At 67.9% G+C, this 26,147-nt stretch carries 18 protein-coding genes; 8 read left to right on the top strand and 10 right to left on the bottom strand.

Annotated elements, in window-relative coordinates; all coding sequences use genetic code 11:
• Positions 1-5: 5 nt before the first annotated feature.
• The 3 genes from AC06E7_RS05380 to AC06E7_RS05370 all read right to left on the bottom strand — a co-directional run bounded on the left by AC06E7_RS05380 (position 6) and on the right by AC06E7_RS05370 (position 10,021).
• Entirely contained in the window at positions 6-5,576 is a 5,571-nt protein-coding gene (locus AC06E7_RS05380) for a hypothetical protein (protein WP_478063367.1), read from the bottom strand.
• A 511-nt stretch (positions 5,577-6,087) separates the two neighbouring features.
• Positions 6,088-8,190, bottom strand: coding sequence for a phosphoglycerol transferase I (locus AC06E7_RS05375; protein WP_478063365.1), 2,103 nt, complete (start codon positions 8,188-8,190; stop codon positions 6,088-6,090).
• A gap of 190 nt (positions 8,191-8,380) precedes the next feature.
• Positions 8,381-10,021, bottom strand: a complete 1,641-nt coding sequence (locus AC06E7_RS05370) for an ABC1 kinase family protein (RefSeq protein WP_176472621.1) — start codon at positions 10,019-10,021, stop codon at positions 8,381-8,383.
• Positions 10,022-10,200: 179 nt separating this feature from the next.
• On the opposite strand from AC06E7_RS05370, the gene AC06E7_RS05365 reads away from it, so the two are divergent.
• On the top strand, positions 10,201-11,142 hold the full coding sequence (locus AC06E7_RS05365) for a DUF808 domain-containing protein (protein WP_478063363.1): 942 nt from the start codon (positions 10,201-10,203) through the stop codon (positions 11,140-11,142).
• A 75-nt stretch (positions 11,143-11,217) separates the two neighbouring features.
• Here the strand turns inward: AC06E7_RS05365 and AC06E7_RS05360 are convergent, their stop codons facing one another.
• Positions 11,218-12,771, bottom strand: a complete 1,554-nt coding sequence (locus AC06E7_RS05360; protein ID WP_478063361.1) for a GGDEF domain-containing protein — start codon at positions 12,769-12,771, stop codon at positions 11,218-11,220.
• A gap of 135 nt (positions 12,772-12,906) precedes the next feature.
• Here AC06E7_RS05360 and AC06E7_RS05355 point away from each other — a divergent pair, with 135 nt between their 5' ends.
• Positions 12,907-13,539 (top strand): Rossmann-fold NAD(P)-binding domain-containing protein, encoded by a 633-nt coding sequence (locus AC06E7_RS05355; RefSeq protein ID WP_478063359.1) that lies wholly within the window; start codon positions 12,907-12,909, stop codon positions 13,537-13,539.
• 74 nt (positions 13,540-13,613) lie between these two features.
• Here AC06E7_RS05355 and AC06E7_RS05350 read toward each other — a convergent pair whose 3' ends face one another.
• Genes AC06E7_RS05350 through pdhA form a run of 4 tightly spaced genes read right to left on the bottom strand, consistent with a single transcriptional unit; the run spans position 13,614 to position 17,514 of the window.
• Entirely contained in the window at positions 13,614-15,020 is a 1,407-nt protein-coding gene (locus AC06E7_RS05350) for a dihydrolipoamide acetyltransferase family protein (protein WP_478063357.1), read from the bottom strand.
• A complete protein-coding gene (locus AC06E7_RS05345) occupies positions 15,017-15,370 on the bottom strand; it encodes an SH3 domain-containing protein (protein ID WP_068854313.1) in 354 nt (117 codons plus the stop codon). Before AC06E7_RS05345 ends, AC06E7_RS05350 begins: the two co-directional genes overlap by 4 nt.
• Before the next feature lies 1 nt (position 15,371).
• The gene (locus AC06E7_RS05340) at positions 15,372-16,439 is read right to left on the bottom strand and encodes an alpha-ketoacid dehydrogenase subunit beta (RefSeq protein WP_068854312.1); all 1,068 of its coding nucleotides are present in this window, start codon (positions 16,437-16,439) and stop codon (positions 15,372-15,374) included.
• Positions 16,432-17,514 carry a pyruvate dehydrogenase (acetyl-transferring) E1 component subunit alpha gene (pdhA, locus tag AC06E7_RS05335; RefSeq protein ID WP_068854311.1) on the bottom strand — a complete coding sequence of 361 codons (1,083 nt, stop codon included), beginning with the start codon at positions 17,512-17,514 and terminating at the stop codon, positions 16,432-16,434. The genes AC06E7_RS05340 and pdhA overlap by 8 nt, the downstream gene beginning before the upstream one ends.
• 336 nt (positions 17,515-17,850) lie before the next feature.
• Between pdhA and AC06E7_RS05330 the strand changes: the two genes are divergently transcribed.
• The 4 genes from AC06E7_RS05330 (at position 17,851) to AC06E7_RS05315 (ending at position 22,361) form a co-directional block, all read left to right on the top strand.
• Positions 17,851-18,729, top strand: a complete 879-nt coding sequence (locus AC06E7_RS05330) for a tryptophan 2,3-dioxygenase (protein ID WP_093532748.1) — start codon at positions 17,851-17,853, stop codon at positions 18,727-18,729.
• A gap of 242 nt (positions 18,730-18,971) precedes the next feature.
• Positions 18,972-20,474, top strand: coding sequence for a peptide MFS transporter (locus AC06E7_RS05325; RefSeq protein ID WP_320457806.1), 1,503 nt, complete (start codon positions 18,972-18,974; stop codon positions 20,472-20,474).
• Between the two features lie 8 nt (positions 20,475-20,482).
• Positions 20,483-21,088 carry a thioredoxin family protein gene (locus tag AC06E7_RS05320; protein WP_354276527.1) on the top strand — a complete coding sequence of 202 codons (606 nt, stop codon included), beginning with the start codon at positions 20,483-20,485 and terminating at the stop codon, positions 21,086-21,088.
• A 151-nt stretch (positions 21,089-21,239) separates the two neighbouring features.
• Entirely contained in the window at positions 21,240-22,361 is a 1,122-nt protein-coding gene (locus AC06E7_RS05315) for a hypothetical protein (RefSeq protein ID WP_320457807.1), read from the top strand.
• 95 nt (positions 22,362-22,456) lie between these two features.
• Here the strand turns inward: AC06E7_RS05315 and AC06E7_RS05310 are convergent, their stop codons facing one another.
• The gene (locus AC06E7_RS05310) at positions 22,457-22,948 is read right to left on the bottom strand and encodes a MarR family winged helix-turn-helix transcriptional regulator (protein WP_068854306.1); all 492 of its coding nucleotides are present in this window, start codon (positions 22,946-22,948) and stop codon (positions 22,457-22,459) included.
• Between the two features lie 129 nt (positions 22,949-23,077).
• Here AC06E7_RS05310 and hppD point away from each other — a divergent pair, with 129 nt between their 5' ends.
• Positions 23,078-24,193 carry a 4-hydroxyphenylpyruvate dioxygenase gene (hppD, locus tag AC06E7_RS05305; protein WP_176472606.1) on the top strand — a complete coding sequence of 372 codons (1,116 nt, stop codon included), beginning with the start codon at positions 23,078-23,080 and terminating at the stop codon, positions 24,191-24,193.
• Between the two features lie 23 nt (positions 24,194-24,216).
• Complete coding sequence (gene hmgA, locus AC06E7_RS05300) at positions 24,217-25,518, top strand: homogentisate 1,2-dioxygenase (RefSeq protein ID WP_478063354.1); 1,302 nt, start codon at positions 24,217-24,219, stop codon at positions 25,516-25,518.
• 21 nt (positions 25,519-25,539) lie between these two features.
• Here hmgA and AC06E7_RS05295 read toward each other — a convergent pair whose 3' ends face one another.
• Entirely contained in the window at positions 25,540-26,082 is a 543-nt protein-coding gene (locus tag AC06E7_RS05295) for a hypothetical protein (RefSeq protein ID WP_478063352.1), read from the bottom strand.
• Between the last annotated feature and the right edge of the window lie 65 nt (positions 26,083-26,147).

Raw genomic sequence — 26,147 nt, 5'->3', positions numbered from 1 at the left:
CCCCCTCATGGACGGGCCGCGGGCACGCCCAGGGGGCCCTGATCGGGCAGCAGGACCACGGGAGGCTGCAGCGGTGCCAGCTCGTCCCCGTTGTCTTCGTCGGACGCTTTGGGTCCCTGTTTGATCGGTTTGAGCGCCTTGCCGGGTGAGACATGCGGGGTACGCGGGCTGCCGCCGACCTTGATCAGCATGCCGGCGGCACCGCCGCCTTCGCCCAGCCGCTCCTGCAGCGCCGGGCCATACAGGGTGAGCGTGGCCGGGTCGACCAGGTGCAGGGTGCGGCTGCCGCTGGCCACCGGCGGCGGGGACACCATGGCGCCGGGAATGCCGTCCACCGTGCGTACCTTGATCTCGTACAGCGGCGATGCCAGCGAGCTGCCTTCCTTGGCAATGGCCATGCCCTCGCGCATGGCCCAGCGCACGCCCGCGGCGCGCGCCGCGGGGCGGTTGGGGTCCAGGAACGACCACAGGAAGCGCAGGTTGCCGCGCGCAGTGCGTTGCACGACGCTGACGCCTACCCGCACCAGTGCCACGCTGCCTGCGGCAGGATTGAGCGCATCCAGCGTGCCCCGGCCCAGCACCCGCGACAGCTCGGCGAAGCGCGGCATCGTCATCTTCAGGCCGGGCCGCATCAGTACCTTGGCCACGCCGCCGATCACCGGTCCGACCACGATGATCGATTCCAGGTACAACCCGAAGGCGGCCATCGCGAATTCGTTGCGGTTCTTCGAGGAGATGCGGCGCACGTTTTCGACGAACGGCACGACGAAGTCCACTGTCTTCAGCCACAGCGGCGCGTCTTCCAGGTGGTCCTCGAAACTGGTGGGTGCCCAGCCTTCTCGACGGAAGGCAGCAGCGTCCAACCAGAAAAACCCCTCCTGCACCGGGTGGACCAGGGCATGGAACGGCGAGCGCGGCGCGCTGCCGCCGCCCAGCGGCGGCGCCAGCAGCGGCTCGACGATCACGTCCGAGGAGCGCCCCGCTGCCGGTGCCCTGTCCGAGGCGTAGGCCTCCCAGTCCACCGGCAACGGGGTGCCACGACGCACCTGCACCGTGGCGACGTTGCCGCTGCGCAGCCGCACCTTGCGGTTCTGCAGCGCGCCGCCGAGCGGCAGCGCGCCTTCCAGCTGCAGGGGAAGGATCCTGCTCTGCAGCGGGAACAGCTGGAAGTGGCGCGGCTGCCCCGCCAGCGTCAGCGTGTACACCACGCCGAAACGGCCCCGGTAGGGATCGGTGTCGTTGCGGGTTTCCTGCCCCGCCTCCAGCTCCGGTTCGTGCGTGCGCAGGGTGAACACCTGCACATCTCCGCGCAGGAGGGCCGCGCGTTCTTCCTCGGGGCGCTGGTACAACGCCTCCTCGATCAGCACCCCGTAGCCGCGCCGGGCCTTGCGGAAGTAAGCATCGAAGCGCTTCTGGTAACGCGCGTTGATATCAGCCAGCCGGGCCAGGCCCGGTTTCATCCGCGCGTAAGCGGTCTGCAGCGCCGCTTCGTAGCGGGGGTTGCCCTGGGCCTGGTTGAGCGGGGAGTCGGGAACGAAGGTGCGGCACGGCCGCCACGCCGCGGCCCCGCCGCGCAGCACACCGGCCGCGACGATTTCATGGAACGGGAAGCTGCGTCCGAAATGGTTGTCGTCATTGCACAGGCGGAATTCCGTGGAGTTCCACGGCTGGTCGGCGAGCACCCCAGGGAAGCGTGGGAATACCCGGCGGATTTCGGCTTCCACCAGCGGCATGCGGTAGGGCAGCGGCGCCAGTACATCGCCTATGGCCTGTTCGATGTCGCTCACCCGCTGGTCGAACGCACGCAGCGCGGCCTCGATGCGTGCGCTCGGCGACAGCGGCGAGGCAAGCGCGGCGTTCTCTTCCAGTTGCCGGTACACATACCAGTCCAGCGTGGGCAGGCGGCGTGCGTCGAGGGTCAGCTGCCTGACCAGGTCGGGTGTCGCGCCGTCCCCGGCAAGCTCGGCCGAGAGGGTGAGCAGCTCACTGAACCGCATCTGCTGCGAGAGGCCGCGCCGCAGGCGCTCGGCCAGGTGCGCGCCACTGACGAAGTTGATCGAGGCGATGGTGTTTCCATACACCAGGTTGGCCGGCACATCGTCGGCCAGCAGCTCCGGCGCGTGGTCCTGCAGGGCCAGCGTGCATGCCATGTCCAGAAGCGAGGCAGGAATGCGGCCCATGCTCCGCAGGTAGTCGTGGAAATCGAGCCGTATCTGGGCAAAGGTGCGCCCCCAGTTGGGATACTTGTGCAGGCGGTAGCCCAGCAGCACGCGCGCATCGCGGTCCGACGGCGGGCCCAGGTCGAGCACGATCGCCACCCGCGTCAGGCTGGCCAGCAGCGTCGGCGAGGTCGGTGCCCCATCGCTTCCCGTGTACCAGCCCAGGTCCCGCAGCAACGCCGCCTGCAGGGCGAGCGCACGCGGGGTGCGAGCCATGGCGGCCACGTAGTGGCTGGCGCGGTGCACCTGGTCCAGGGCCATCTCGCCCTGCTGCAGCAGGGGCCGGGCCAGGTACTCCAGCAGCGTCTGTTCGCCAGGCGCGCGCTGGGCGAGGAACCCGGTGGTGGTCTGCCTTACCTGGTCCAGGTCGGCTGCGTCCAACGTGTCCGCCGCGTGCAGCAGGTCGGCGCGCATGCCCAGCCTCAGTTCGCCGAGCAGGCGTTCCACGCATCGCGCAGGGCCATCAAGGTGGCCGGCCTCGCGCGGCCCACAGCCACCATGTACGGCAAGTACGTCAGAGGCGTTGGCCCGGCCATCGGAACGGACCACGCCGCCCAGCTGGCCGGCCACCTCGCGCAGTGCGCCCCAGGGTGCGAGGGGCAGCGCGTCCAGTAACCGGGTCTGGTTGAACAGGTGCAGCGTACCTGCCGCGTCCTGCACCCGCAGCGATCCGTCCGCATCCACCGACATCCACCGTGGCGGGAGGTGCTCGCGCGGGAGCAGTTCGAGCATCGCCGGGTCCGCGATGACGCGCGCGAATGCCGGCAGGGCCGCCTGCAGCGTGGTTGCCGTGGCGGTGCCCAGCGCGGGGCGATGGACGACCGTGGCCGCATCGGCGCGCCGCGCAAGCAAGCGGCCCAGGTCCTGGAGTTCGTTGCTGGCCTGTCGCCACGGCGGCAGCGGGCCGGCGCGGCGCTGCCAGCTAGCGTGCACACGGGCGATGGCCTCCAGCAGCTGCGCCTGGGTGCACGCCAGCGGGGCTGGGCATGGCAGCTGGGCAGGGGCGGGAAGCGCGCCATGGAACTGCAGCGCGTTGATCAGGGGCACGGCAGTGCCGGGAGAGAAGCGCCCCAGGCGATCTGTGATCCGGTACAAGGCGTCGAGCTGGTCCAGCAGCAGCCCGGGTAGCGGGTCGGTCAGGCCGTCGGCGATCACCACGCTGCGACCCGAGCCGCGCACGCGTGCGGTGATGCCGTCGGCGCCCACGCGCAGGGAATGGAAGGTCGCATTGGCCTGTCGCATCGCCAGCCACACCCCGGGTTGCTCGAACACCTGCTGCAGCCGCTGCTGCCCGGCCTGCCATGCGGCATGCAGTGGCGATCCGTCGGCGGGTAGCAGGCCCTGGTGCGCGAGCGCGTCGTCCCACGTGGCCGGTGCGCTGTCGAAGCGCTCCCACAACCGATCCAGCAGGCGCTGGTGATCCTGCTGTGGCGGGGAGTCGCTGCGGTCGTCCCACTCGACCTCCAGCCGCGCGGCTGCGGGGATGCCTGGACGCGCGGGTGCGAGCTGCCGGTCGAGCGCGGCCAGGCACTCGTCGAACTGCGCATCGTCCATCGGCACCGCAGGCAGCGGCGCGGCGTAGTAGGCCAGCATTTCCGGCACCCGAAGCCGACCGTCCGAGCGCACCGGCGCGTGCAGCAGCGTAGCGATGCCGCGCAGCATCGTGTCGAGCGGGGCCAGCACTGCCGGTGGCTGGCCGGCCTCGAACAACGTTGCCATGCGCGTGCCCTGGAGGGCACGGGCGCGCACCGGGCCGTGCGCGGGATACTCCAGCTGGGTGGGATCGACATGGTGATGCCAGCACAACGCGATCACCTCCGGGCGCTGCGACAGCTGCAGCAGCACGCTGCGTGCCAGCGCGGCGTTGTGGCCCAGGTGTGAGCGGGGATCCGGTCGCCAGCTGGACCATGTGGGTTCCATGCCGCGGATCGGGATCGCCTTCAGCGCGTGGACCTGCTGCTTCAACCGCAACAGCGTGCTGGTTTCGTTGGTCGCGCGGATGTGTCCGTCCGGCTGCTGCTGCAGGCGGTGCTCAAGGCGCTGGATGAGCGGGTCGAGCAGGGCGGGCGCGTACTCGGCTTCGTGCATGTCCTGGTCGAGATAGAAGCCCAGTGCACAGGCCAGGCGCGCGCTGACGGCGTTGTCGAAGCAGCCGCCCGCCTCGCGCACGGTGCGCTGCAGGTCGTTCAACATCGTATTGGTGGGAGGGGACCAGAGGATGCGCTCTGGCGCATCCGGCTGCCCATGCAGCACGACCCGCATGCCGGAGGTGGCACGCGTTCCGCTCAGGCTGCCATTGGCGACCACGAGCGAAGAAGGAGGCGTGCGTTCGTCATACAGGGTCTGCAGGAAATCGTCCTGCCGGTAAAGCCACATCAACTGCTGGCGGACCGCGCGCACGGCCAACGCAAATGGCGAGCCCTCGACGGGTGCGAACGCGTGCTCCGGGAGGCTCGCGGTCCCGGCCGCCGAAGCGGTATCGCGCAGCGTCCATAGCGCCTCCAGCAGCATTGCCTGGTCCTGCAGGCCTGCATCGTCGCGTGGCCCGGTGTTTGACCCGCTCGACGCGGGGCGGGAGTGCGCAACCGCGCGTGGCGTCGTGTCCGCCGTCGCGACGGCAGGCGACGGATTCCGCGACCATGCCACCAGGCCGCCCCCCAGTGCCGCCGCCGCCAGCGTACCGAGGACGGCCACCGTGCGTCGCTGCGGGTGCGCAGCGGCGAGGGCAGGAAGCACCGCCGCCGCAGCGACCGCAACCGGCAGGGTCGGTGCCAGCAGGCGCGTGGTGTCCGCCCGCGACGCGGCAGCGCGCTCGGGCTGTATCGCCGCCGCCGCTGGCGCCAGCGCCGTGGCGTCCGCCACGGGCGTACAGAGACGACGTGCGCCGGTGCCGAGCAGGTCGAGCTGTTCCAGCACGGCTGGAAGCGTGGCAATCCGTTGCCCGGTGCGCGTGCCGGGCCGGTCGCCCGGGCGCTGCTGGAACCACAGTGCCCACGCGGTAGCGAGCAGCGCCAGGCGCAGGGGCGAGGCGGGCAACTGCAGCCGAGCGTGGAGGGACGCGTGCGCGGCACCAGCCTGCTGCAGCAGTGCCTCCAGCCAGGTGGGAAACGCCGCGATCAATGCCTCCACCCAGGCACCGCCGCGCAACGTCGGCAGCGGAAGCTGGCTGAGCCAGCACAGCCAGGGCAGCGCGGTGCCCTCCTGGAGGAGGCGGGGCAGCGCACTGGCCTGCTGGGTCCAGGCCAGCAGCTGGGCGCCCTGCGGCCCGAGTGCCAGGTTGGCGATGCCGTGCAGGGCGATGCCCGCAGCACGCCGGCACTGCAGGCGGCCCAGGCCGCTGACGATGGCAGCGACCACCTGCGTGCACTCCCGGTGCCACGTATCCTGCGCAGGCGAGGGTGCCGCTTGCCAACCGGCCATGGCCTGCAACAGCGCAGACCGGCGCGCTGCCACGGGTGTTTCCCGTACGGCCTGCGCAAGGTGCGCAGCAAGCTCATCCGGTGTTGCGTCGACCAGCAGGGCCAGCAGACGGGCTTCCAGCAGGGCGAGCTCCGACGGCAGCAGTGGGCATCGGCGCAGGAGCCGCGTCAACGTGTGCGGCAGCGGGGCATCCGGTCGGCAGCGATCCGTCGCAGGGTGCGATGTCGTGTTGTACAGCTGGACGGGAACGCAGCGGTGCTGCGTTGCGTCCGGTGCGCCGGCGGCAGCGAAGGACGCGGTCGCCAGGCGACCTGCGGCCTGCAATGGCAGCAGAATGAGGGCCTCCCCGGATCGACATCGGCCGGCGCACGATTGTGCCGACCTGGCTGGACCCGGGGTGTGCGTGGCATCGCAGAATCAGGCAGCCGCGAGGTCCGCGCTGCCGCGATCAGCCGCGGTTGCCGCGACGTGACGGGATCAGCGCGAAGTTGTCCACGGCCAGCTTCTCCGCGTGGTTCAACCACGCGCGGATCTCCAGATCGTCCACTTCATGGTCCAGGCCGAACGGAACGCTGATACGCCCTTCCGCATCGGGCTGCACCCACTGCTGGGCGACCACCACCTTGCGCTTGGACGACACCGCTTCGATCCAGAAGCCGCGATCAGGCGACTGTTTGGCGACGAACTGCAGCATGTACTGGCCGGCACGGGTACGACGGCCCTTCTGCGTGATCATGTGTGCCTGGCGGATGCTCGGGCGCGGGCCGTTGAACGGGTCCAGCGGCGCATCGACGGCGAAGCCCTCGCGCAGCTGGTCGTCGCGGTAGAGCTTGATGCCTTTGTCGCGGTTGACCAGCATCGCGCACCAGTCACCGTCGGCCGAACCGTCTTCGAACGCAGTACAGCGGTCCACATAGGCCAGCGTATTGTCCGGATCGGCCAGGTCGAACTGCTTGGAGGTGTTTTCCAGGTAAACCGATTTCAGGTCCCACTGCTTGTCGTATTCGAGCAGCACCGGCGGCTGCACATGCTGCAGGCCGATCACCACCTGGTTCTCTTCGTCGATACGCAGCTGACGGGTCTTGTCGCCCAGCCACAGCGAGCGCGAGAAGGCCAGGTAGCGCGGGAAGTCCCTGCCGTCATCGCGGAACACCGCCGCGCTGGCGCTGGCGGCACGCTCGGGCTGCAGCAGCGAGCGGCCAAACCCGATTTCGCCGATCTCCGGCTCGATCAGGCTGAGCAGCGTGGCGCCCGAATCCAGCGTGGAGCCGTGCTGCGCGTCCAGCTGGCGCGGGGCGATATCCTTGCCCAGGAACAGCAGCATGTTTTCGCGTTTCTGCTTGGCCAGGATGTGGCTCAGGTCGTTGGGCATGGCCAGGTGGTCGGACGCGATCACGATCAAGGTGTCGTCGCCATACGGGCTGGCCTGGATGCGGTCGACCAGCTTGGAAATCAGCCCATCGGTGCACTTGAGCGCATTGAGCAGGCCGATATCGCCGTAGTCGCTCTTGTAGCGGGTTCGCTTGCACGCCACCGGCAGATGCCCGGCAGGGTGGTGGGTATCCATCGTCAGCGTGGTCAGCATGAACGGCTGCCCAGCCTTGGACAGCTGCATGAAGCGGTCATATGCCTTGTCCAGCAGCACATCGTCATGCACGCCCCAGGTGGAAAAGTGCGACCGGGCGATCTTCTGCTGCTTGAACCAGGCCAGGTCGTCCACCGCGTCGAAACCGTGCGTGGCCAGGAACTGGCCCTTGCCGGCGAACAGGCCATTGGCACCGCCCAGGTAGTGGTTGGTGTAACCCTGCTGCTTGAGGTAATCACCCAGGCACACCGCCTCGGGCAGGAAGCTGCCCATGCGGTCCATGCTGTTCTCATCGCCCTGCGCAGTGGTCAGCGGTACGCCGCACATCGACGACACCAGCCCGGCGATGGTCCAGCCACCGCCTTCGGCCGAGACCAGTCCGCGCACATCCAGCGCCTGGCCGGCAAGGCGGTTGAGGTTCGGCATCAGGCCGGGGAAGGTGGCTTCATCCAGATAGGTGCGTTCCAGGCTTTCGCCGTAGATCCACACGATGTTGCGTGGCTTGCGCAGCGGCTGCTGCGGCACACGGTATTCGGGGGCCACCATGCTGTAGTCGACCGGGCGCATCTGCTGGTACAGGCGCTGGCCGTCGCGGTACAGCGGGCTGACCACGATCGCCAGCACCCAGACGGCCAGGAACCCGGCGAACACGCCGCGACCATGCGCGCTTCGGTGCCAGCGTTTGATGCGCGGGGTCAGCAGCGGCAGCAGCGAGAGCAGGGCCAGGACGATGAAGCCAGCGATGTAGCCCTTGAAGTCCGAGACGCCGGCGCCTTCCATGTCCGCGCCCAGGTGGTACAGCGTTGCCGCATTCAGGCCATCACCGGAGAGCTTGTTGATCAACCACCACGCACTGAGCGTCAACAGCAGCAGCGACATCAGGCTTGCCTTCCACCACGCCCAGCGACCAGAGGCGAGCAACAACCCGGTGAGCAGCAACAGTGACAGCAGCAGGATCCAGAGCATGGGCATCATCGGCAGCGGAGACAGGTGCGATCGGCTGCCCAAACACACCCACATGACAGGCCGATGACCCGATCATGCCTGCACGAACCTGACTGAAATGTTTGTTGAAACCGTGCTGCGATGCCCTACACCGCATTGCATTTAAAAGGGTAAAACGCACGTGAAGAAGACGCGCGAATGCGCGACGCATTTACCGATGTCCGCGCTCTTCCCGCGAACGCGCACGTCGATCAAACAACAGCGCGCTCAGGATGATGCCAAGACCCAGGAACACGCCGATCAGCATCAACGTGAATGCGATGGCCGGATACCCGAACAGGTGCCAGCCGGTATCGACCTTCATCATCATTGCCGCCGCTAGAATCAGTGCGGCGGTCACGATGCCGGCCGACACGCGGTTGGCTATCTTCTGCAGGTTTTCCATCAGCCGCGATTCTTCCAGCCCGGTGACTTTCATCTGCAGGCGGTTCTCGGCCAGCAACGCCAGGATGTCCGACATCTTGCGCGGGCCCTCGCGAAGCAGCTGCTGCACTTCCATCGCCTCGCTGGCCAGGTTGGCCGCCGACAGCGACTTCTTCAGGCGCGCGCGCATGACATGTTGCAGCTGGCGCTCGACGATGCGGCGCGTATCCAGGTCCGGCGACAGCAGCCGGCACACCGTCTCCAGGTTCAGCAGCGCCTTGCCCAGCAGGCTAAGCTCCGGCGGCGTGCGCAGCCCGCTGGCGGTGGCAATGCGTACCAGATCCAGCACCACGCGGCCTTCCGAGAACGTGCCGCTGGCGGCATAGCGCGCGATGACCTGGCCGGTTTCGCGCAGGTAGCGTTCTTCGTCGAAGGCTTCCAGTCGCGTGCTGATGCCGATGATCTCGTCGGCCACTTCTTCGCCGCGCCCGTCCACGGCGGCAAACAGCAGTTTCAACAGTCGCTCGCGCAGGCGCGGCGGCATGTGCGCCACCATGCCCAGGTCGAAGATTGCCAACCGGCCTTCGGGTGTGACCCGCAGGTTGCCCGGATGGGGATCGGCATGGATCTCACCATGCACGAAGATCTGGTCGATGTAGCCACGGATCAGCGCCGCCGCCAGCGGTGCCATCGGCTCTTCGGTGCGGCGCACGTCGGGAATCATGTCCACGCGCACGCCCTGCGCCAGCTCCATGGTCAGCACGCGGTGGCTGCAGTAGTCCCAGATCGGCTGCGGCACCCACAGCGGCTTGAACGGGCGCAGGTGCTGGCCGAAGCGCTGCAGGTTCTCGGCTTCGGCCTGGTAGTCCAGTTCCTGCATGAGCGTCTTGGCGAACTCGTTCAGCCAGTCGCGCAGGCGTACCCGGCGTCCCACCTGGGTGAGGTGGTCGGCGGCCAATGCGAAGCTGCGCAGTACCTCCAGGTCCGAGCGCAGCTGCGCTGCCACTTCCGGCTTCTGTACCTTTACCGCCACTTCGCGGCCGTCATGCAGCTGCGCGCGGTGCACCTGCGCGATGGACGCGCAGCCCAGCGGCACCGGATCGAAGCTGGAAAACAGCTTGGATACGGGCGCGCCCAGTTCCTGTTCGATGATGGTGTAGATGCGCTCGACCGGGATCGGCGCGACCTTCTCCTGCATCCGCTCCAGCGCGGTGGCGAATTCCACCGGCACCATGTCCGGGCGGGTGGAGAGCATCTGGCCGAGCTTGACGAAGGTCGGGCCGAGCGATTCCAGGTCGGTGACGAACTGCTCGGGGTTGCCCTCCGGCGGCAGGTCGTGGACCGCACGCGAATCCAGGTTCATCCCGGAAAACACCCCGGAATGGCGGTAGCGCAGCAGCAGGCGCAGGATCTGGCTGCGGCGGTTCATGCCTTTGACCAGCGACGGCGAGCCGGGAACAACGGGCGTGGTATTCAAGCAGGGCTCCGGGGCAGGACAGACCGGCAGTGTCGCCGCAGGGCGGTGGTGGGGCGGTGAATCCGGCCGATCTTCCACGAACGTGCCCGGATCGGTCAGAATCGGCGCCACCCTCTGATTTCTGGATTGCCATGGCCGGTGCCAGCCTGTTTGCGTTGCTCGACGATATTGCCGCCCTGCTGGACGACGTTTCGATATTGACCAAGGTGGCGGCCAAGAAGACCGCCGGCGTGCTGGGCGACGACCTGGCGCTGAACGCGCAGCAGGTGACCGGGGTCCATGCCAACCGGGAACTGCCGGTGGTGTGGGCGGTGGCCAAGGGCTCGCTGGTGAACAAGGCGATCCTGGTGCCGGCGGCGCTGGCGATCAGCGCACTGGAAGCCTGGCTCAAGGGCAAGGGCTTCCCGATCCCGATCGTGGTGCCGTTGATGATGATCGGTGGCGCGTTCCTCTGCTACGAAGGCGTGGAAAAGCTGGCGCACCGTTTCCTGCATTCGCCGGAGGAAGACGAACAGCAGAAGGCGGCGCGGCTCAAGGCGCTGGCCGACGAGAAGGTCGACATGGTGGCGTGGGAGAAGGACAAGGTGAAGGGGGCGATCCGCACCGACTTCATCCTGTCGGCCGAAATCATCGTGTTGTCGCTGGGCGTGGTATCGGCCGCTCCGTTCCTCAACCAGGTCACCGCGCTGGTGGTGATTGCCTTGGGCATGACGGTGTTCGTCTACGGGCTGGTGGCGGGCATCGTGAAGCTGGACGACGCGGGCCTGTACCTGTCGAAGAAGGGTGGGGCGATGGCGGCATTCGGCCGTGGCCTGGTGGCGTCGGCGCCCTGGCTGATGAAGTTCCTGTCGGTGGCCGGCACCCTGGCCATGTTCCTGGTCGGCGGTGGCATCCTGGTGCACAACGTGCCGGCGGTGCATCACTTCGTGCTGGGCATCGCCGGCACGGTCGCGCCGTGGGGCTGGCTGGTGGAAGCGGGCGCGAACCTGGTGGTGGGTGTGGTGGCCGGTGCGATCGTGCTGGCGGCGGTGACCGCGTTCCAGAAGATGCGTGGGAAGACGCCGGCGCATTGACCACGCAACACAATGACAACCCAACGGTACCATCGGTCCACGGTCACCGGTCACCATCGAGTTGCGTGGTGGTATTCACCCAGCCTGGACGCGGTTCTTGCCTACGCGTTTGGCCGCATACAGCGCCGCATCCGCGCGCTTCAACAGGGCCTCGCCGGTTTCGCCGGGCTGCCACTGGCTCAGGCCCGCGCTGAAGTGCACCAGCACCCGGTGCCCGTCCAGCTCCACCGGCCGCTGCGCCAGCGAGCGCTGCAGGCGCAGCACGGTGGACATGCTGTCCGCGCCCGGGGTTTCCGGCATCAGCAGCACGAACTCGTCACCACCGATACGCGCGATGGTGTCGGTACTGCGCAGCAGCAGTTGGCAGACCGTCACCAGGTGGCGCAGGATCGCGTCGCCACCGGAATGCCCGTAGCTGCTGTTGGTCTGGTGGAAATCGTCCAGGTCCAGCAGCGCCAGCGCCAGCGGATGTGAGTGCCGCTCCGCGCGGGCCAGCTCGCGTTCCAGCAGCTCGTCAAAGCCGCGCCGGTTGAGCGCGCCGGTCAGCGGATCGGTGCGCACCAGCCCGGACACATCGCGCAGTTCCTGTTCGAGTTCGGCAATGCGTGCCTCGGCCTGCTCGACCTCGCGGCGCGCGTTGCCCAGATGGTCGCGCGCCTGCAAGGCCTGCTCCTGCACACGCCCGGTGTCCTGCAGCACGTCCTGCAGCAGCTGGTTGAGATCGGCGATGCTGCGCGCCTCCTTCAGCGCGAGCGCATAGCTGCTGATCCGGTCGTGGTACTCGCCGGTGCTGACCGCCATGCCGTCCAGGCGTTCGATGAAGCCGCCCATCAGGCTCTTCATGGCCGCCTTGGATTCGACGATGCCCTGCTTGAGCAGGCCCTGCTTGTAGATCACCTCGCGCAGGTTGGCGCGCGCCTGTTCGACCGAGTCGCGGTCCAGTGGCCCGCTGATCAGCGCGCGCACCGCATGCACCTGGCCGTGCAGCCAGCTGCTGTCGTCGAGCAGCTCGCCGATGTTGTCCAGCAGCAGGTCGAACAGGCTCAGCAGCAGTTCCTGCTGTTCCTGCCAGCCATCACTGCGCACCCCGATCTGGTGGGTCAGTTCGCGCAGCCGCAGCTCCAGCGGCTGCAGTGGCTGGCCGGGATGCCATTGGCGCAGGTCGGCGGCCAGCTGCACCGGCTCGTCCTTCAGTTCGGGCATGTTCTGCAGCAGGCTGGCTACGGTCACGCCCAGGGTCAGGCGCAACAGCTCGCGCAGGCGCAGGCTGTCGGGCTGGCCGTCGGGGCTGTCCTGTTCGATGGTGCGGATGTACTTGTCGATCAGCTGGCGCATGGCGCGGCCATAGCTGACCCAGTCGGCACTGCGCTGCGCCGACTGCAGGCGCAGCCCCATGTCGCCCAGCTCGCCGGGCAGGGTGGACATGCCGTGGGCGAACGCGGCCAGCAGCGGTTCGGGCTGGTCGGCCCCGGCGAACAGGCGCTGCAGCATCGCGCTGCTGCCGCCCTTGAGCGCGGGGGCGTCCGCTGCCGCGCCGGCCGCGCTGTCTTTCGCCTGCCGGCGCAACAGCAGCCGACCCACGGCGGTGCCGGGGCTGGGGCTGGGAAGAGCGTCCTGCGGGTCCTTCATGCGACGGGTCCTGGTGGGTCACCGGCTGCGGGCGCCGGACGGGGGGAGACGTTGGAACAGTATCGGCGGCGGTGTCGCGGGCTTGAACCCGGCGCTGTGCCACGATGGTAGGGAATCGGACGGCAGGAGTATGCGATGAAGGTGATGCTGGTGGGCGCGACCGGGCTGGTCGGCGGGCAGGTGTTGCAACACCTCCTGGACGACGCGCGTTGCGACGCGGTGGTGGCGCCGACACGGCGTGCGCTGGGAACGTCCAACCCCGCGCTGCTCAATCCGGTGGTGGACTTCGAGCAGCTGCCGCTGGAGGCGGACTGGTGGGCGGTGGACGCGGTGATCTGCGCCTTGGGCAGCACGATCCGGCAGGCCGGCAGCCGCGAGGTGTTTGCCCGGATCGACCATGACTACCCGCTCCAGGTGGCGACGCAGGCGCGGGCACGTGGCGCGCAGGCCTTCGTGTTGAACTCGGCGATGGGGGCGGACCCGGGCTCGCGGATCTTCTACAACCAGGTGAAAGGAAGGCTGGAGCAGGACCTGCGCGGTCTTGGCTACCCGTCGCTGACCCTGGTGCGACCGGGGCTGATCGGCGGCGAGCGCAGCGAACGCCGCGGCGGCGAGCACCTGGCCAGCCTGGTACTGGGCGCGCTGGGGCCGGTGCTGCCCCGCGCATGGCGGATCAATCCCGCCGAGCGCATCGCCGCTGCGATGGTCGAAGCGGCACTGCAACCACGGCCTGGCGTCCATGTGGTCGGATCCGCCCAACTGGCGTGATCCGCCATGCGCGAAAACGATGACGGCCACCCTGGGGTGGCCGTCATCGCGTCAGACACATCCGGGCGGGTGGATCAGTTCGCCAGCGCCAGGTCGTCCAGCATCGCGCGCAGGAAGCGCGCCGCTTCACCGCCGGTGGCAGCGCGGTGGTCGAACGTGACCGACAGCGGGATCACCTTGTGCGCTTCCACGCCTCCCATCACCGGGGTCATCTGGTGGCGGGCGCGCCCGGCACCGACGATGGCCACGCACGGCGGCACCACGACCGGGGTCGCGTAGCGGCCAGCGAACATGCCGAAGTTGGACAGCGAGATGGTGTAACCGCTCAGCTCGGAGGCCGCGATCGAACGTGCTTCCACCTGCTCGCGCAGGCGGTTCACGCCTTCGCGGATGCCACGCGCATCCAGCACGTCGGCATTGCGCAGGGCGGGCACGAACAGGCCATCGTCGGTGTCCACCGCGATGCCCACGTCCACGTGCGCGTGCAGGGTGCGGGTCAGCGCCTCGCCATCGAACCAGGCGTTGAGCGCCGGCACCTTCTGGCAGCCGACGACGATTGCACGCACCAGGCGGGCGGTGACGTCGTTGCCCGGCACCCAGGCGTGGATGTCGGCATCGTCGTTCAGCGTGGTCGGCACGACCTTGCTGTGCGCGTCGGCCATCACCCGCGCCATGTTGCGGCGCACGCCCTTCAGCGGTTCCGGCTGGCCCTTGGCCACCACGCCCGGCGGCTGGGTACGCATCGGCTTGCCCGCAGCCGACAACGGGGCGCGGGCATCGGCAGCGCGGGAGACCGGTGCGGCAGCGGCCACCGGGGCAGCGGCTGCAGGTGCAGCGGCCGATGCCGCCGGCGCGGCGCCGACCTTGGCGCTGCCATCGGCGGCGGCCTGCTTGACGTCGGCCATGGTCACCGCGCCATCGGCACCGGTGGCGCGCACGCGGCCCAGGTCCACGCCCAGCTTGCGCGCGGTGGCACGCACGGCCGGCACGGCCTTGACCCCGCCGACCGCCACCGCCTGTTCGGCGTGCACGGCATTGGAGCTTTGCATCGCGCCGACCACGGTGCCGGCGTCATCGCGCTCGGCGCCCGGCTTGGCGATCTCGCCACCGTCATCGGACGCCACTACCTTGTCCGGCTGGGCCGGGGCGGGCTGGCCGGTGCTCGGGGTGGCCGCCGGGGCAGCATGGCCATGGCTGTGGCCGGTGTCCTGGCCGTCGGCGCGCTGCGGCAGGTTCGGGTCCAGTTCGAACTGGGCCAGCACGCTGCCGGTTGGAATGATGTCGCCGGCGCCGCCGGCGAGCTTCAGCACCTTGCCGGAGAACGGCGAGGGCACTTCAACCACGGCCTTGGCGGTCTCCATCGAGACCAGCGGCTCGTCCAGCGTGATCACGTCGCCTTCCTTGACGAACCACTCGACGATGGTGGCGTCGGGCAGGCCTTCGCCGAGGTCGGGCAGGTGGAAATTCTTGTTCTCACTCATGTGCAGTTCTCTTCCAGCAGTTCGAGATCGCGGGCCGGCAGCCAGCCCGTCGCGCCGTTCGCGCGTTCGGACCACCACCAGCCGCCGTGTTCATGATGCAGCTTGACCATTTCACCGCTGTCCACGTCCAGTTCGCGGGCGTCGTAGTCGCGCAGGGCCTCTGCGCGGCCATCGTCCAGCAGCTGCAACCACGCCACCGGTGCCCAGCCGGCACGCCCGTCATCGGTGCGTACCCAGGCAAACGCCGGCCATTCCTCGTCACGAACACCCAGTTCGACGATCTGGCCGGTGCGGAACCGGAGCGGGTTGGGGTACTGGCTGCGGTAAGGGCCCAGAAGTCTGGCCCGCATGTCAGCCCGCCGCCACCGCGCGTTTGGCCGCGCTCACGATCCGGTCCACGCTGGGCAGGTACTTCATTTCCAGGCGGAACAGCGGAATGTGGGTGTCGTAGCCGGTGACACGTTCGACCGGTGCCAGCAGGTCGTACAGCGATTCCTCGGCCAGGCGCGCGGCGATCTCGGCGCCGAAGCCCGCGGTCTTGGGGGCCTCCTGCACGATCACGCAGCGGCCGGTCTTGGCCACCGATTCGGCGATGGTGGCGAAGTCAAGCGGGCGCAGCGTGGCCACGTCGATCACTTCGGCACTGATGCCTTCGCCGGCCAGCTTGTCGGCCGCTTCCAGCGCTTCCTTCACCTGCGCGCCCCAGGTCACCAGGGTCACGTCGGTGCCGTCGCGCAGCACGAAGCAGACGTCCAGCGGCAGCGCTTCGCCATCGTTGACCACCACTTCCTTGTACTGGCGGTAGATGCGCTTGGGTTCCATGTAGATCACCGGATCCGGTTCGCGGATCGCGGCCAGCAGCAGGCCGTAGGCGCGCTGCGGCGAGGACGGCAGCACCACGCGCAGGCCCGGCACGTTGGTGAAGATCGCCTCGTTGGCTTCGCTGTGGTGTTCCGGCGCACGGATGCCGCCGCCCCACGGCACGCGCAGCACCATCGGGCAGTGCAGGCGGCCACGGGTGCGGTAACGCAGGCGCGCGGCGTGGCAGATGATGTGGTCCACCATCGGGTACATGAAGCCATCGAACTGGGCTTCGGCCACCGGCTTCATGCCCTGCGCGGCCAGGCCGATGGTCAGGCCGGCGATGGTGGTTTCGTCCAGCGGGGTGTCCAGGATGCGGTCGGCGCCGAAGCGCTGCTGCAGGCCGGCGGTGGCGCGGAACACGCCGCCGTTGACGCCCACGTCCTCACCCAGCACCAGCACCGATTTGTCGTGTTCCAGCTCCCACGCCAGCGCCTGGGTGATGGCTTCGATGAGGGTGATGGGCGTGGTGGTCATGCTCTCTTCTCCGCGCGCGATGGCAGCGCTGTCGGCGGCGTTGGTCTGCGCGCCGGGCGCGCCGTTCTTGATCTCATCCATGGCGCTGCTCCAAAGCAATCGCCTGTGCGCGCTGGGCCAGCAGGTCCTGCGGCGGATCGGCATACAGGAAGTCGAACATCGCCTCGACCGGCTGCACCGGGGTGTTGAGGTACAGGTTCACCTCTTCATCCACGCGCTTGCCGCATTCCACGGTCCAGGCCTGTTCCTCTTCCTCGCTCCACACGCCGGCACCGATCAGGTACTTGCGCAGGCGCAGCATCGGCTCGCGCTGCCAGGCATCCTTGACCTCGGCATCGTCGCGGTAGCGGCGCGCGTCATCGGCGGTGGTGTGGTCGGACAGGCGGTAGGTCATCAGTTCCAGCACGGTGCCGCCATCGCCGGCCAGCGCACGCTCGCGCGCCTGCAGCATGGCGGCCATCACCGCGATCAGGTCGTTGCCGTCCACCTGCAGGCAGTGCAGGCCACCGGCCAGGCCCTTCTGCGCCAGCGTTTCGGCACCGGTCTGGGCCGAACGCGGAACCGAGATGGCCCAGCCGTTGTTGACGATGCACAGGATCAGCGGGAGCTTGTAGGCACCGGCCGAGTTCAGTGCGGCATAGAAGTCGGTCTTGGAGCTGCCGCCGTCACCGCAGACCGCCACGGCGATCTGCTTTTCCTGGTTGAGCTTGAACTTCAGCGCCGCGCCGGCGGCGTGCAGGCACTGGGTGGAAATCGGCACGCAGAACGGGAAGTCCTTGGCCGCGTTGCCGCCGTAGTCGTTGCCACGCTCGTCGCCGCCCCAGTACATCAGGACGTCGCGCGGCCGCACGCCACGCATGAACATTGCGCCGTACTCGCGGTAGGACGGGGCAAACACGTCGTCCTTCTGCATGGAAGCGCCGATGCCGACATGCGCGGCTTCGTGGCCCAGGCAGGCGGCGTAGGTACCCAGCTTGCCGGTGCGCTGCAACGCGATCGACTTGCCGTCGAACACGCGCACGAACAGCATCTGCTTGAACATCGGCAGCAGCGCGCGCGGGTCGCGCAGGGCTTCGGGCAGGTCATCGCGGACGAGCGTGCCGTCCGTGTCCAGGTACTGCAGGTATTCGATCTTGAACTCAGCGGCAACCGTCATTGCGTACTGCACCTTCGACAGGAAGTTACAAATGATATGAATTGCCATGTTAAGGAAGGCGTACGAAAAAGCCGTCCTGCGGCGCAGCAACTGTCCCGGGGGACATCGGCCCGGTATACCCCATCAGGGGCCCGGAAGGCCAATGGCTTCAACGTATTCAGTTGTATCAACGGGGCATGAGCGGGCCGTGCCGGAGGGGGGGCGGCGGCAGGGCCTCACCGGCCTGCCGCGCAGAATCCGGTCCCCGCCCGCCCACCACACGCCTGCGCATGGCAGACGCCCCCCGCAGGTGCAGGCGGTGCGCTACCCTTTTGGCCCCCTCCAGCGGCCCCCGCCATGTCTGTCGACAAGAACCAACGCGACCTTGAAGCCGGTATCCACACCGACCTGGAGGGGCGCCTGACCTACGGCGGCTACCTGCGGCTGGACCAGCTGCTCTCGGCGCAGCAGCCGCTGTCCAATCCGCCCCACCACGACGAGATGCTCTTCATCATCCAGCACCAGACCTCGGAGCTGTGGCTGAAGCTGCTGGGGCATGAGCTGCGTGCGGCGATCGGCTTCCTGCAGCGCGACCAGGTCTGGCAGTGCCAGAAGGTGCTGGCGCGCAGCAAGCTGGTGCTGCGCCAGCTGACCGAACAGTGGTCGGTGCTGGAAACGCTGACCCCGTCGGAATACATGGGCTTCCGCGACGTGCTCGGCCCGTCGTCGGGGTTCCAGTCGCTGCAGTACCGCTACATCGAGTTCCTGCTGGGCAACAAGAACGCGCAGATGCTGCAGGTGTTCTCGCACGACCCGGAAGGCCAGGCGCAGCTGCAGCAGGTGCTGGACGCGCCCAGCCTGTACGAGGAATTCCTGCGCTACCTGGCCCGCTTCGGCCACGCGATTCCGGCCGGATACATCGACCGCGACTGGCGGCAGCCGCACGTGGCCGACGATGCGCTGCACCCGGTGTTCGAGCGGATCTACCAGAACACCGACCGCTACTGGCGCGAGTACGCGCTGTGCGAAGACCTGGTGGACCTGGAAACCGCCTTCCAGCTCTGGCGCTTCCGCCACATGCGGACCGTGATGCGGGTCATCGGCTTCAAGCGCGGCACCGGCGGTTCCAGCGGGGTGGGGTTCCTGCGCCAGGCGCTGGAGCTGACCTTCTTCCCGGAACTGTTCCAGGTGCGCACCACGATCCGCAACGACGACCCGATGCCGCCGGACGCATGAGCCGGCGGGCCGGTTCCCGGGCCTATTCATGTATTCCCGTGGCATCCACCGTACGGTGCGGGAAGCCCCGCCGTTGCTGCGCTGGCGGCTGCGGGGCGGTAGTTGCAGATGCAAGTTCAGCGACCATGCGGCCAGCTGCACACATCGGTGTGTATTTGACGTGAACGCCGTTGTTCTGGGATTCTCCCGCGTTGTTTCGCACATCGGACGTGCATGTCTTCCACCGAACCCAGGAATCCCGCATGAGCGTAGACGCCGCCGCGAAATCCGTTCCCGAACCGGCGTTGCCGGAGTTCAAGACCACGCTGGGCCACCCGCGCCCGCTGTGGATGCTGTTCATGACCGAGTTCTGGGAGCGCTTCGCGTTCTACGGGATCCGCTGGGCGCTGGTGCTGTACATCGTGGCCCAGTTCTTCGACGGCGACGCGGCCGGGCAGGCTGCGGCCAGCCGTACCTACGGTGCCTACCTGGCCCTGGTCTATGCGGCGGCCATCTTCGGTGGCTACGTGGCCGACCGCGTGCTGGGGTACCAGCGCTCGATCCTGACCGGCGCGGTGATCATGGCCGCCGGCCTGTTCATGGTGGCCATGCCCAACAAGGAAGTGTTCGAGTTCGGCCTGGCCACGATCATCATCGGCAACGGCCTGTTCAAGCCGAACATCTCCACCATGGTCGGCAAGCTGTACGGCCTGAAGGATGAGCGCCGCGATTCGGGCTTCACCATCTTCTACATGGGCATCAACGTCGGCGCGATGATCGCCCCGGTGCTTACCCAGTTCCTTGCCGAGAAGGTCTTCGGTACCGAAGCGATGCCGTCCTACAAGATGGTGTTCATCGCCTCGGGCATCGGCATGCTGCTCAGCCTGGTGTGGTTCTACGTCGGCCGCGCCGGCCTGAAGGGGATCGGTGCGCCGCCGGTCGGTGCCGAAGGCATGGGCCGCGTGGTGATGGTGTTCGTCGGTTCGCTGGTCGCCATTCCGGTCGCCTACTTCCTGCTGTCCACCGGCGCCACCGCGCTGGCCTGGATCCTCGGGGTGCTGTTCGTGGCGCTGGCGGTGCTGTTGCTGGTGGAAGGCATCCGCGAGGGCAAGGTGCAGCGCGACCGTGTGATCGCGATGCTGATCATCTTCGCCTTCAACGTCATGTTCTGGATGTTCTTCGAACAGGCCGGCAGCTCCTTCACCTTCCTGGCCGACAACATCGTCAACCGCAACCTGGGTGGCTGGACCTTCCCGACGGCGTGGTTCCAGTCGGTCAACTCGGTGGCGATCATCACCCTGGCCCCGATCGTGGCCTGGACCTGGATCAAGCTGGGCCGTGCCAATCCGTCCATTCCGCGCAAGTTCGGCCTGGGCCTGCTGTTCAACGGCGCGGCCTTCGCGCTGCTGATGCTGGCACTGTCGTCGATGGTCGTGGATGGCAAGATCCCGTTCTGGACGCTGTTCATGGTCTACGTCATCCAGTCGGTCGGTGAGCTGTGCCTGTCGCCGATCGGCCTGTCGATGGTGACCAAGCTGGCACCGGTGCGCCTGGTCGGCTTCGGCATGGGCGGCTGGTTCCTGTCCACCGGCATCGGCAACAACCTGTCGGGCATCTTTGCCGGCGCGGTGAGCGGCGAAGGCGGCATGACCGTCGATTCCGCGCTGAAGGGCTACACCTTCGGCTTCTGGGCGTTGATTGGTTCGGGCGCGGTGCTGTTCCTGATCGCCCCGCTGATCAACAAGCTGATGCACGGCGTCAAGTGAGGCCCGTCATGCGCATGAACACGTGGTGGTCCCCGATGATCGTGGCCGGCCTGCTGGCCGCCTGCTCGCCGTCGGCACCCACCGCCGCGCCTGCGCAGCCGGTGGACACCACCGAACAGAAAGCACCGGTGGCCGATCCCAGCCAGCCGGTGGCCTCGGGCAACACCCCGGCCGCGGCGGATGTCGCCGCGGTTGCCGGGCTCAACGCGCAGTTCGATCCGGCCCGCGACCCGGTCGCCGACCTGGCCACGGCCAAGGTCGAGGCCCAGCGCGGCGGCAAGCGGATCGTGCTGGACGTGGGTGGGGAGTGGTGCTCGTGGTGCCACCTGCTGGACGCGTTCATCGAGGGCGATGCGGAGATCCGCAGCTTCCGCGATGCCAACTACGTCTGGATGAAGGTCAACTACAGCGAAGACAACGAGAACGCCGCGTTCCTGTCGCAGTTCCCGCAGATCAAGGGCTACCCGCACCTGTTCGTGCTGGATGCGCAGGGCACGCTGCTGCATTCGCAGTTCACCGGCGAGCTGGAGGCCGACAAGGGCCAGCCGAAGGGCTACAACCGCGAACGCTTCTTCGCCTTCATGAAGGAATGGGCGCCACCGAAGGCGCCCTGAAAAACGCACCCTGCAGACCACGCCGGTAGAGCGGACTGTCAGTCCGCTGCTCTTGGCGCAACGGATGAATCAACGCGAGCGGGCCACCGGTCCGCTCTACAGTTGCCCGGTTTCCTGCCGCTATTTCCAAGGACCTCATGGATCGAAGCGCATGCAGCCTGGAACTTCCGATAGCACCCTGGACGCACCGACCGGCGTGAGCCTGCCGCCAGCGGAGGTGCTGCTGGACGACGCGTCGGCCCATGCTGGCGAAACCGACATCCCGGACGTTGCCGCCACGCTGTACCGCCTGCCGCAGGTGTCGGTTCCCGACAACGTGCTGCTCAAGGCGGCAGTGCAGAAGCTGGTCGAACAGAAGACCCAACTCGACCAGCTGGCACGCAATCCGGCGCTGCTGGGCCTGCTGCCCAGCGAATGGCAGGGCACCGGCACGCGCGGGGTGGACCTGCAGAGTTTCGTGCTCTCGGTGCTGCCCTACCTGCACAACGCCACCAAGGCCGAAACCGCGCCCGCGCGGCTGCCGCTCAAACACGTGCTGGGCGACAGCGGGCGCTGGAGCCAGGCCGATGTGGCCGAACCGAAATCGCTGGCGTTCTTCCTGGCCAGCGACGACCGCGCCACGGCAGGCGTGAAGGACCCGGCGGAGGCCTATCTGGTCGCGCCGCTGGGCCTGGCCTGGGCGCACGAGGGCCGCACCCGGCCCGGCTTCCTGCGGGATATGGGCTACACCAGCATGGCGGCGCGGGTACACGTGCTGCCGTACCCGGAGCCGGGCCAGTTGGCCCTGTACAGCGTGGTGGCCAATGGCATCGCCCAGGTCTGGTGCGTGCTGGACCGGCGCAAGCTGCGGCCGCTGCTGGCGCCGTGGTTGAGCGTGCCGCTGCTGACCGCCTATGGGGTCGCTGCGCCGGTGGCGTGGCCGACGTCGTATCCGTCGGTCGACGAGGTGGCGCGCGCGCTGGCCACCGCGCGCACCGGCAAGGGCCCGGTGGAAGTGGACCTGCCCAAGGTGGTCGCCAAGATCGCCGAAGATGCCTCCGGCGAAACCTGGATGCCGGTCAGCCTGCTCCAGGTCGGGACCTGGGCGCCGCGCTGGCGCTATTTCCTGGCCACCTTCATCGCGCTGCCGGCCGCGCTGCTGGTGATCGCCGCGCTGGCCCTTCCGGGCGCGCTGGAAGCCGCTGCGGTGGCGGCATCACTGGGCCTGGCCGCCGGCGCCATCGGCGCGTTGGCCGCGCCCTGGGTACACGCCAGGCGCAAGCACCTCAGCTGACGGCGTGACGACCAACGGTCGTCACCTACCGAACGGCATGACCGCCGTCGGCAAGCCCTCGGTAGGTACCGACCGTTGGTCGGTACGCGCATCCATCAGCCTTCATCCATCCGCTGCAGGCCTTCGCCGGCCAGGCGCAGGATCAGCTTCTCCAGCATCTGCTCCTCGTCTTCGCTCAGCACCGACATCAGCTTGCGGGTGATCTCGATCACCAGCGGGGCGATGGTCTCGTAGACCTCGAACCCGGCTGCCGACAGCGCCAGCACCGAACGACGGCGGTCATCACCGTGGGTTTCACGCTTGATGAAGCCGCGTTCGAGCAGTCTGGCCACGGCCCGGCTGACCGCCACCTTGTCCATCGCGGTGCGGTCGGAGACCTCGCTCGCCGATGAGCCCGGGTACAGCGCCAGGATGGTGATCACCCGCCATTCGGGAATCGCCAGGCCGTAACGATCCCCATACAGCTTGGCGATGTTGCCGCTGACCCGGTTGGACAAAACGCTCAGCCGGTACGGCAGGAACTGCTCCAGGTCGAGCAGGGCGTGCGTGGCACGGATGGTCTGGCTGCTGGGATCGGGTGGGCTCATGCTGCGGTGCACCTTGATGGTGGTTTCATGTGAAACTATAACCTTCTTTCCGGACTCCGCATTCTCGCGGGTCTGCCTTCCGCCCGCACCTGGTTTTTTTCCGGGGGTGGGCCGCTTTGGAGCCACGTCATGAGCAGCCAGCCCGCAACCGCGTCGCACGCCCCCAACCCGGGCATGCAGGTCACCACCTTCGAGAACCCGATGGGCATCGACGGGTTCGAATTCGTTGAATTCGCCGCGCCGGCCGGTCGTGGCGCCGAGCTCCACGAGTACTTCCGCAAGATGGGCTTCACCGCCGTGCTGCGCCACAAGCAGCGCGCCATCACCGTGTACCGCCAGGGCGGAGTGAACTTCCTGGTCAACGAAGAGCCCGATTCGTTCGCCTCGGACTTCGCCGAGAAGCACGGCCCGTGCGCCTGTGGCTTCGCCATCCGCTTCCAGAAGCCGGGCGATGAGGTGTTCCAGATGGCGCTCGGCAACGGTGCCGAAGCGATCGACTTCAAGCCGGACACCAAGGCGGTGCCGGCCCCGGTCATCAAGGGCATCGGCGACTGCATGCTGTACCTGGTGGACCGTTATGGCGCCGCCGGCAGCATGTTCGATACCGACTACGCACCGATCGACGGCGTGGACCAGAATCCGGTCGGTTTCGGCCTGACCTTCATCGACCACCTGACCCACAACCTGTACTTCGGCAACATGCAGCAGTGGTCGGACTACTACGAGCGCCTGTTCAACTTCCGCGAGATCCGCTACTTCGACATCAAGGGCCTCAAGACCGGCCTGGTGTCCAAGGCGATGACCGCACCGGATGGCATCGTGCGCATTCCGCTCAATGAATCGTCCGACCCGAAGAGCCAGATCAACGAATACCTGGACGCCTACAAGGGCGAGGGCATCCAGCACATCGCCTGCTTCACCGAAAACATCTACGACACCGTCGAGGCGATGCGTGCGCAGGGCGTGGCGTTCCTGGATACGCCGGAAACGTATTTCGAGGTCATCGACATGCGCGTGCCCGGCCATGGTGAAGACGTGGCGCGGCTGGCGAAGAACAAGATCCTGATCGATGCGGATCCGGAGACCAAGCAGCGCAAACTGCTGCAGATCTTCACCACCAACTGCATCGGCCCGATCTTCTTCGAGATCATCCAGCGCAAGGGCAATGAAGGGTTTGGCGAAGGCAACTTCACCGCGCTGTTCGAAAGCATCGAGCGCGACCAGATCAAGCGCGGCGTGCTGTAATCCACGAAAACGGACCTCCGACCATGCCCACCTCCCTCGAATCGCGCGGCTACCAGACCGGTTTCGGCAACGAATTCGCCAGTGAAGCGGTTCCCGGCGCGCTGCCGGTGGGCCGCAACTCGCCGCAGCGGGTGGCGCATGGCCTGTACGCCGAACAGCTGTCGGGCACGGCGTTCACCGCGCCGCGCGGCAGCAACCGGCGCAGCTGGGTGTACCGGATCCGCCCGGCGGTCACGCATGGGGAATTCCATCCCTATGCGCAGCCGCGCCTGCACGGCGATTTCGCGCAGGGGGCGGTATCGCCCAACCAGCTGCGCTGGGATCCGCTGCCGCTGCCCACCGCTCCGACCGACTTCGTCGACGGCCTGTACACCATGGGCGGCAATGGTTCGCCCGACGCGCATGGCGGCGTCGGCATCCACCTGTATGCCGCCACTGCGGACATGCAGGGGCGCTACTTCTACGACGCCGATGGCGAACTGCTGATCGTGCCGGAACTGGGACGCCTGCGATTGCTGACCGAGCTGGGCGTGATCGAGATCGAACCGCAGCAGATCGCGGTGATCCCGCGCGGGGTGCGCTTCCGCGTGGAACTGCCGGATGGGCAGGCGCGCGGTTACGTCTGCGAAAACTTCGGTGCGCTGCTGAAACTGCCGGACCTCGGCCCGATCGGGTCGAACGGACTGGCCAACCCGCGCGATTTCGAAACGCCGCACGCGGCGTACGAAGACGTCGAGGGCGCCTTCGAGTTGATCGCCAAGTTCCAGGGCCAGCTGTGGCGTGCGGACATCGATCACTCGCCGCTGGACGTGGTGGCCTGGCACGGCAACTACGCGCCCTACCGCTATGACCTGCGCCGCTTCAACACCATCGGCTCGATCAGCCACGACCACCCGGACCCGTCGATCTTCCTGGTGCTGCATTCGCCCAGCGATACCCCGGGCACCAGCAACATGGATTTCGCGATCTTCCCGCCGCGCTGGCTGGTGGCCCAGGACACCTTCCGGCCGCCGTGGTTCCATCGCAACATCGCCAGCGAGTTCATGGGGCTGATCCACGGCGCCTACGACGCGAAGGCTGAAGGTTTCGTGCCCGGTGGCGCCTCCCTGCATAACAGCATGAGCGGCCACGGCCCGGATGCTGCCACGTTCGAGAAGGCGTCCGCTGCCGACCTGAGCCGGCCCGATGTGATCAAGGACACCATGGCCTTCATGTTCGAAACGCGTGGCGTGATTCGCCCCACCGCGCAGGCCATGGACGCGGCGCACCGCCAGCGTGGCTATCAGCACTGCTGGCAGGGCCTGAAGAAGAACTTCCAGGCGTAACCACGCACGCGACCGCGGCGATCAGCCGGCGACCGCGCCAGCCTGCTCCAGCTGTGCCAGATGTGTCTCCGGCAGTACCTCGAACAGGCGCTGGCGGACGCGCTCGCAATAGCCTGCGGAGGTCAGCCCGGGCAGCGCGTCGAGGGCACTGCCCAGCGCGGCCACCACCTGCTCGTCGCTGCGCGCCTGCTGCAGGGTGTGCAACAACGCGGCGGCCTGTGGGTGCCGCTGCAGTTCGAGAATGCCCAGCAGGTAGATGCGCGCGGCCACCAGCGAGCGGCGGCGCTCGGTGACGGGCGCAGCACTGGCCGGGGCCGGGCCCGCAGCGGTCGGTGCAACCGGCACCGGCGCCGGCATGGGCTCTGGCGGCGCGGTGGACATCAGATAGCCTGCCTGGATCAGCTGGATCACCATGGCCGATGCTTCCGGGCCGATCATCGCGGTGAGCTGGGACAGGTCGCGCTGGCCATCGCACAGGATCAGCAGGCGCCGCTGGCGCATGTCCAGGGGCGCGCGGTGGGCCTGCAGGGCGTCACGGGCGAGGTCGGTCTTGCGCGGTTGCATGGGCGTGGGTCGAAGCGGTGCAGGCCGAGCCTGAACGCCGCAGGTGTAACTGTGATGACAAGCAC

The sequence above is a fragment of the Stenotrophomonas sp. Steno-Z4 genome, from assembly GCF_056393145.1.
This window is presented reverse-complemented; position numbering and strand designations above follow the sequence as displayed.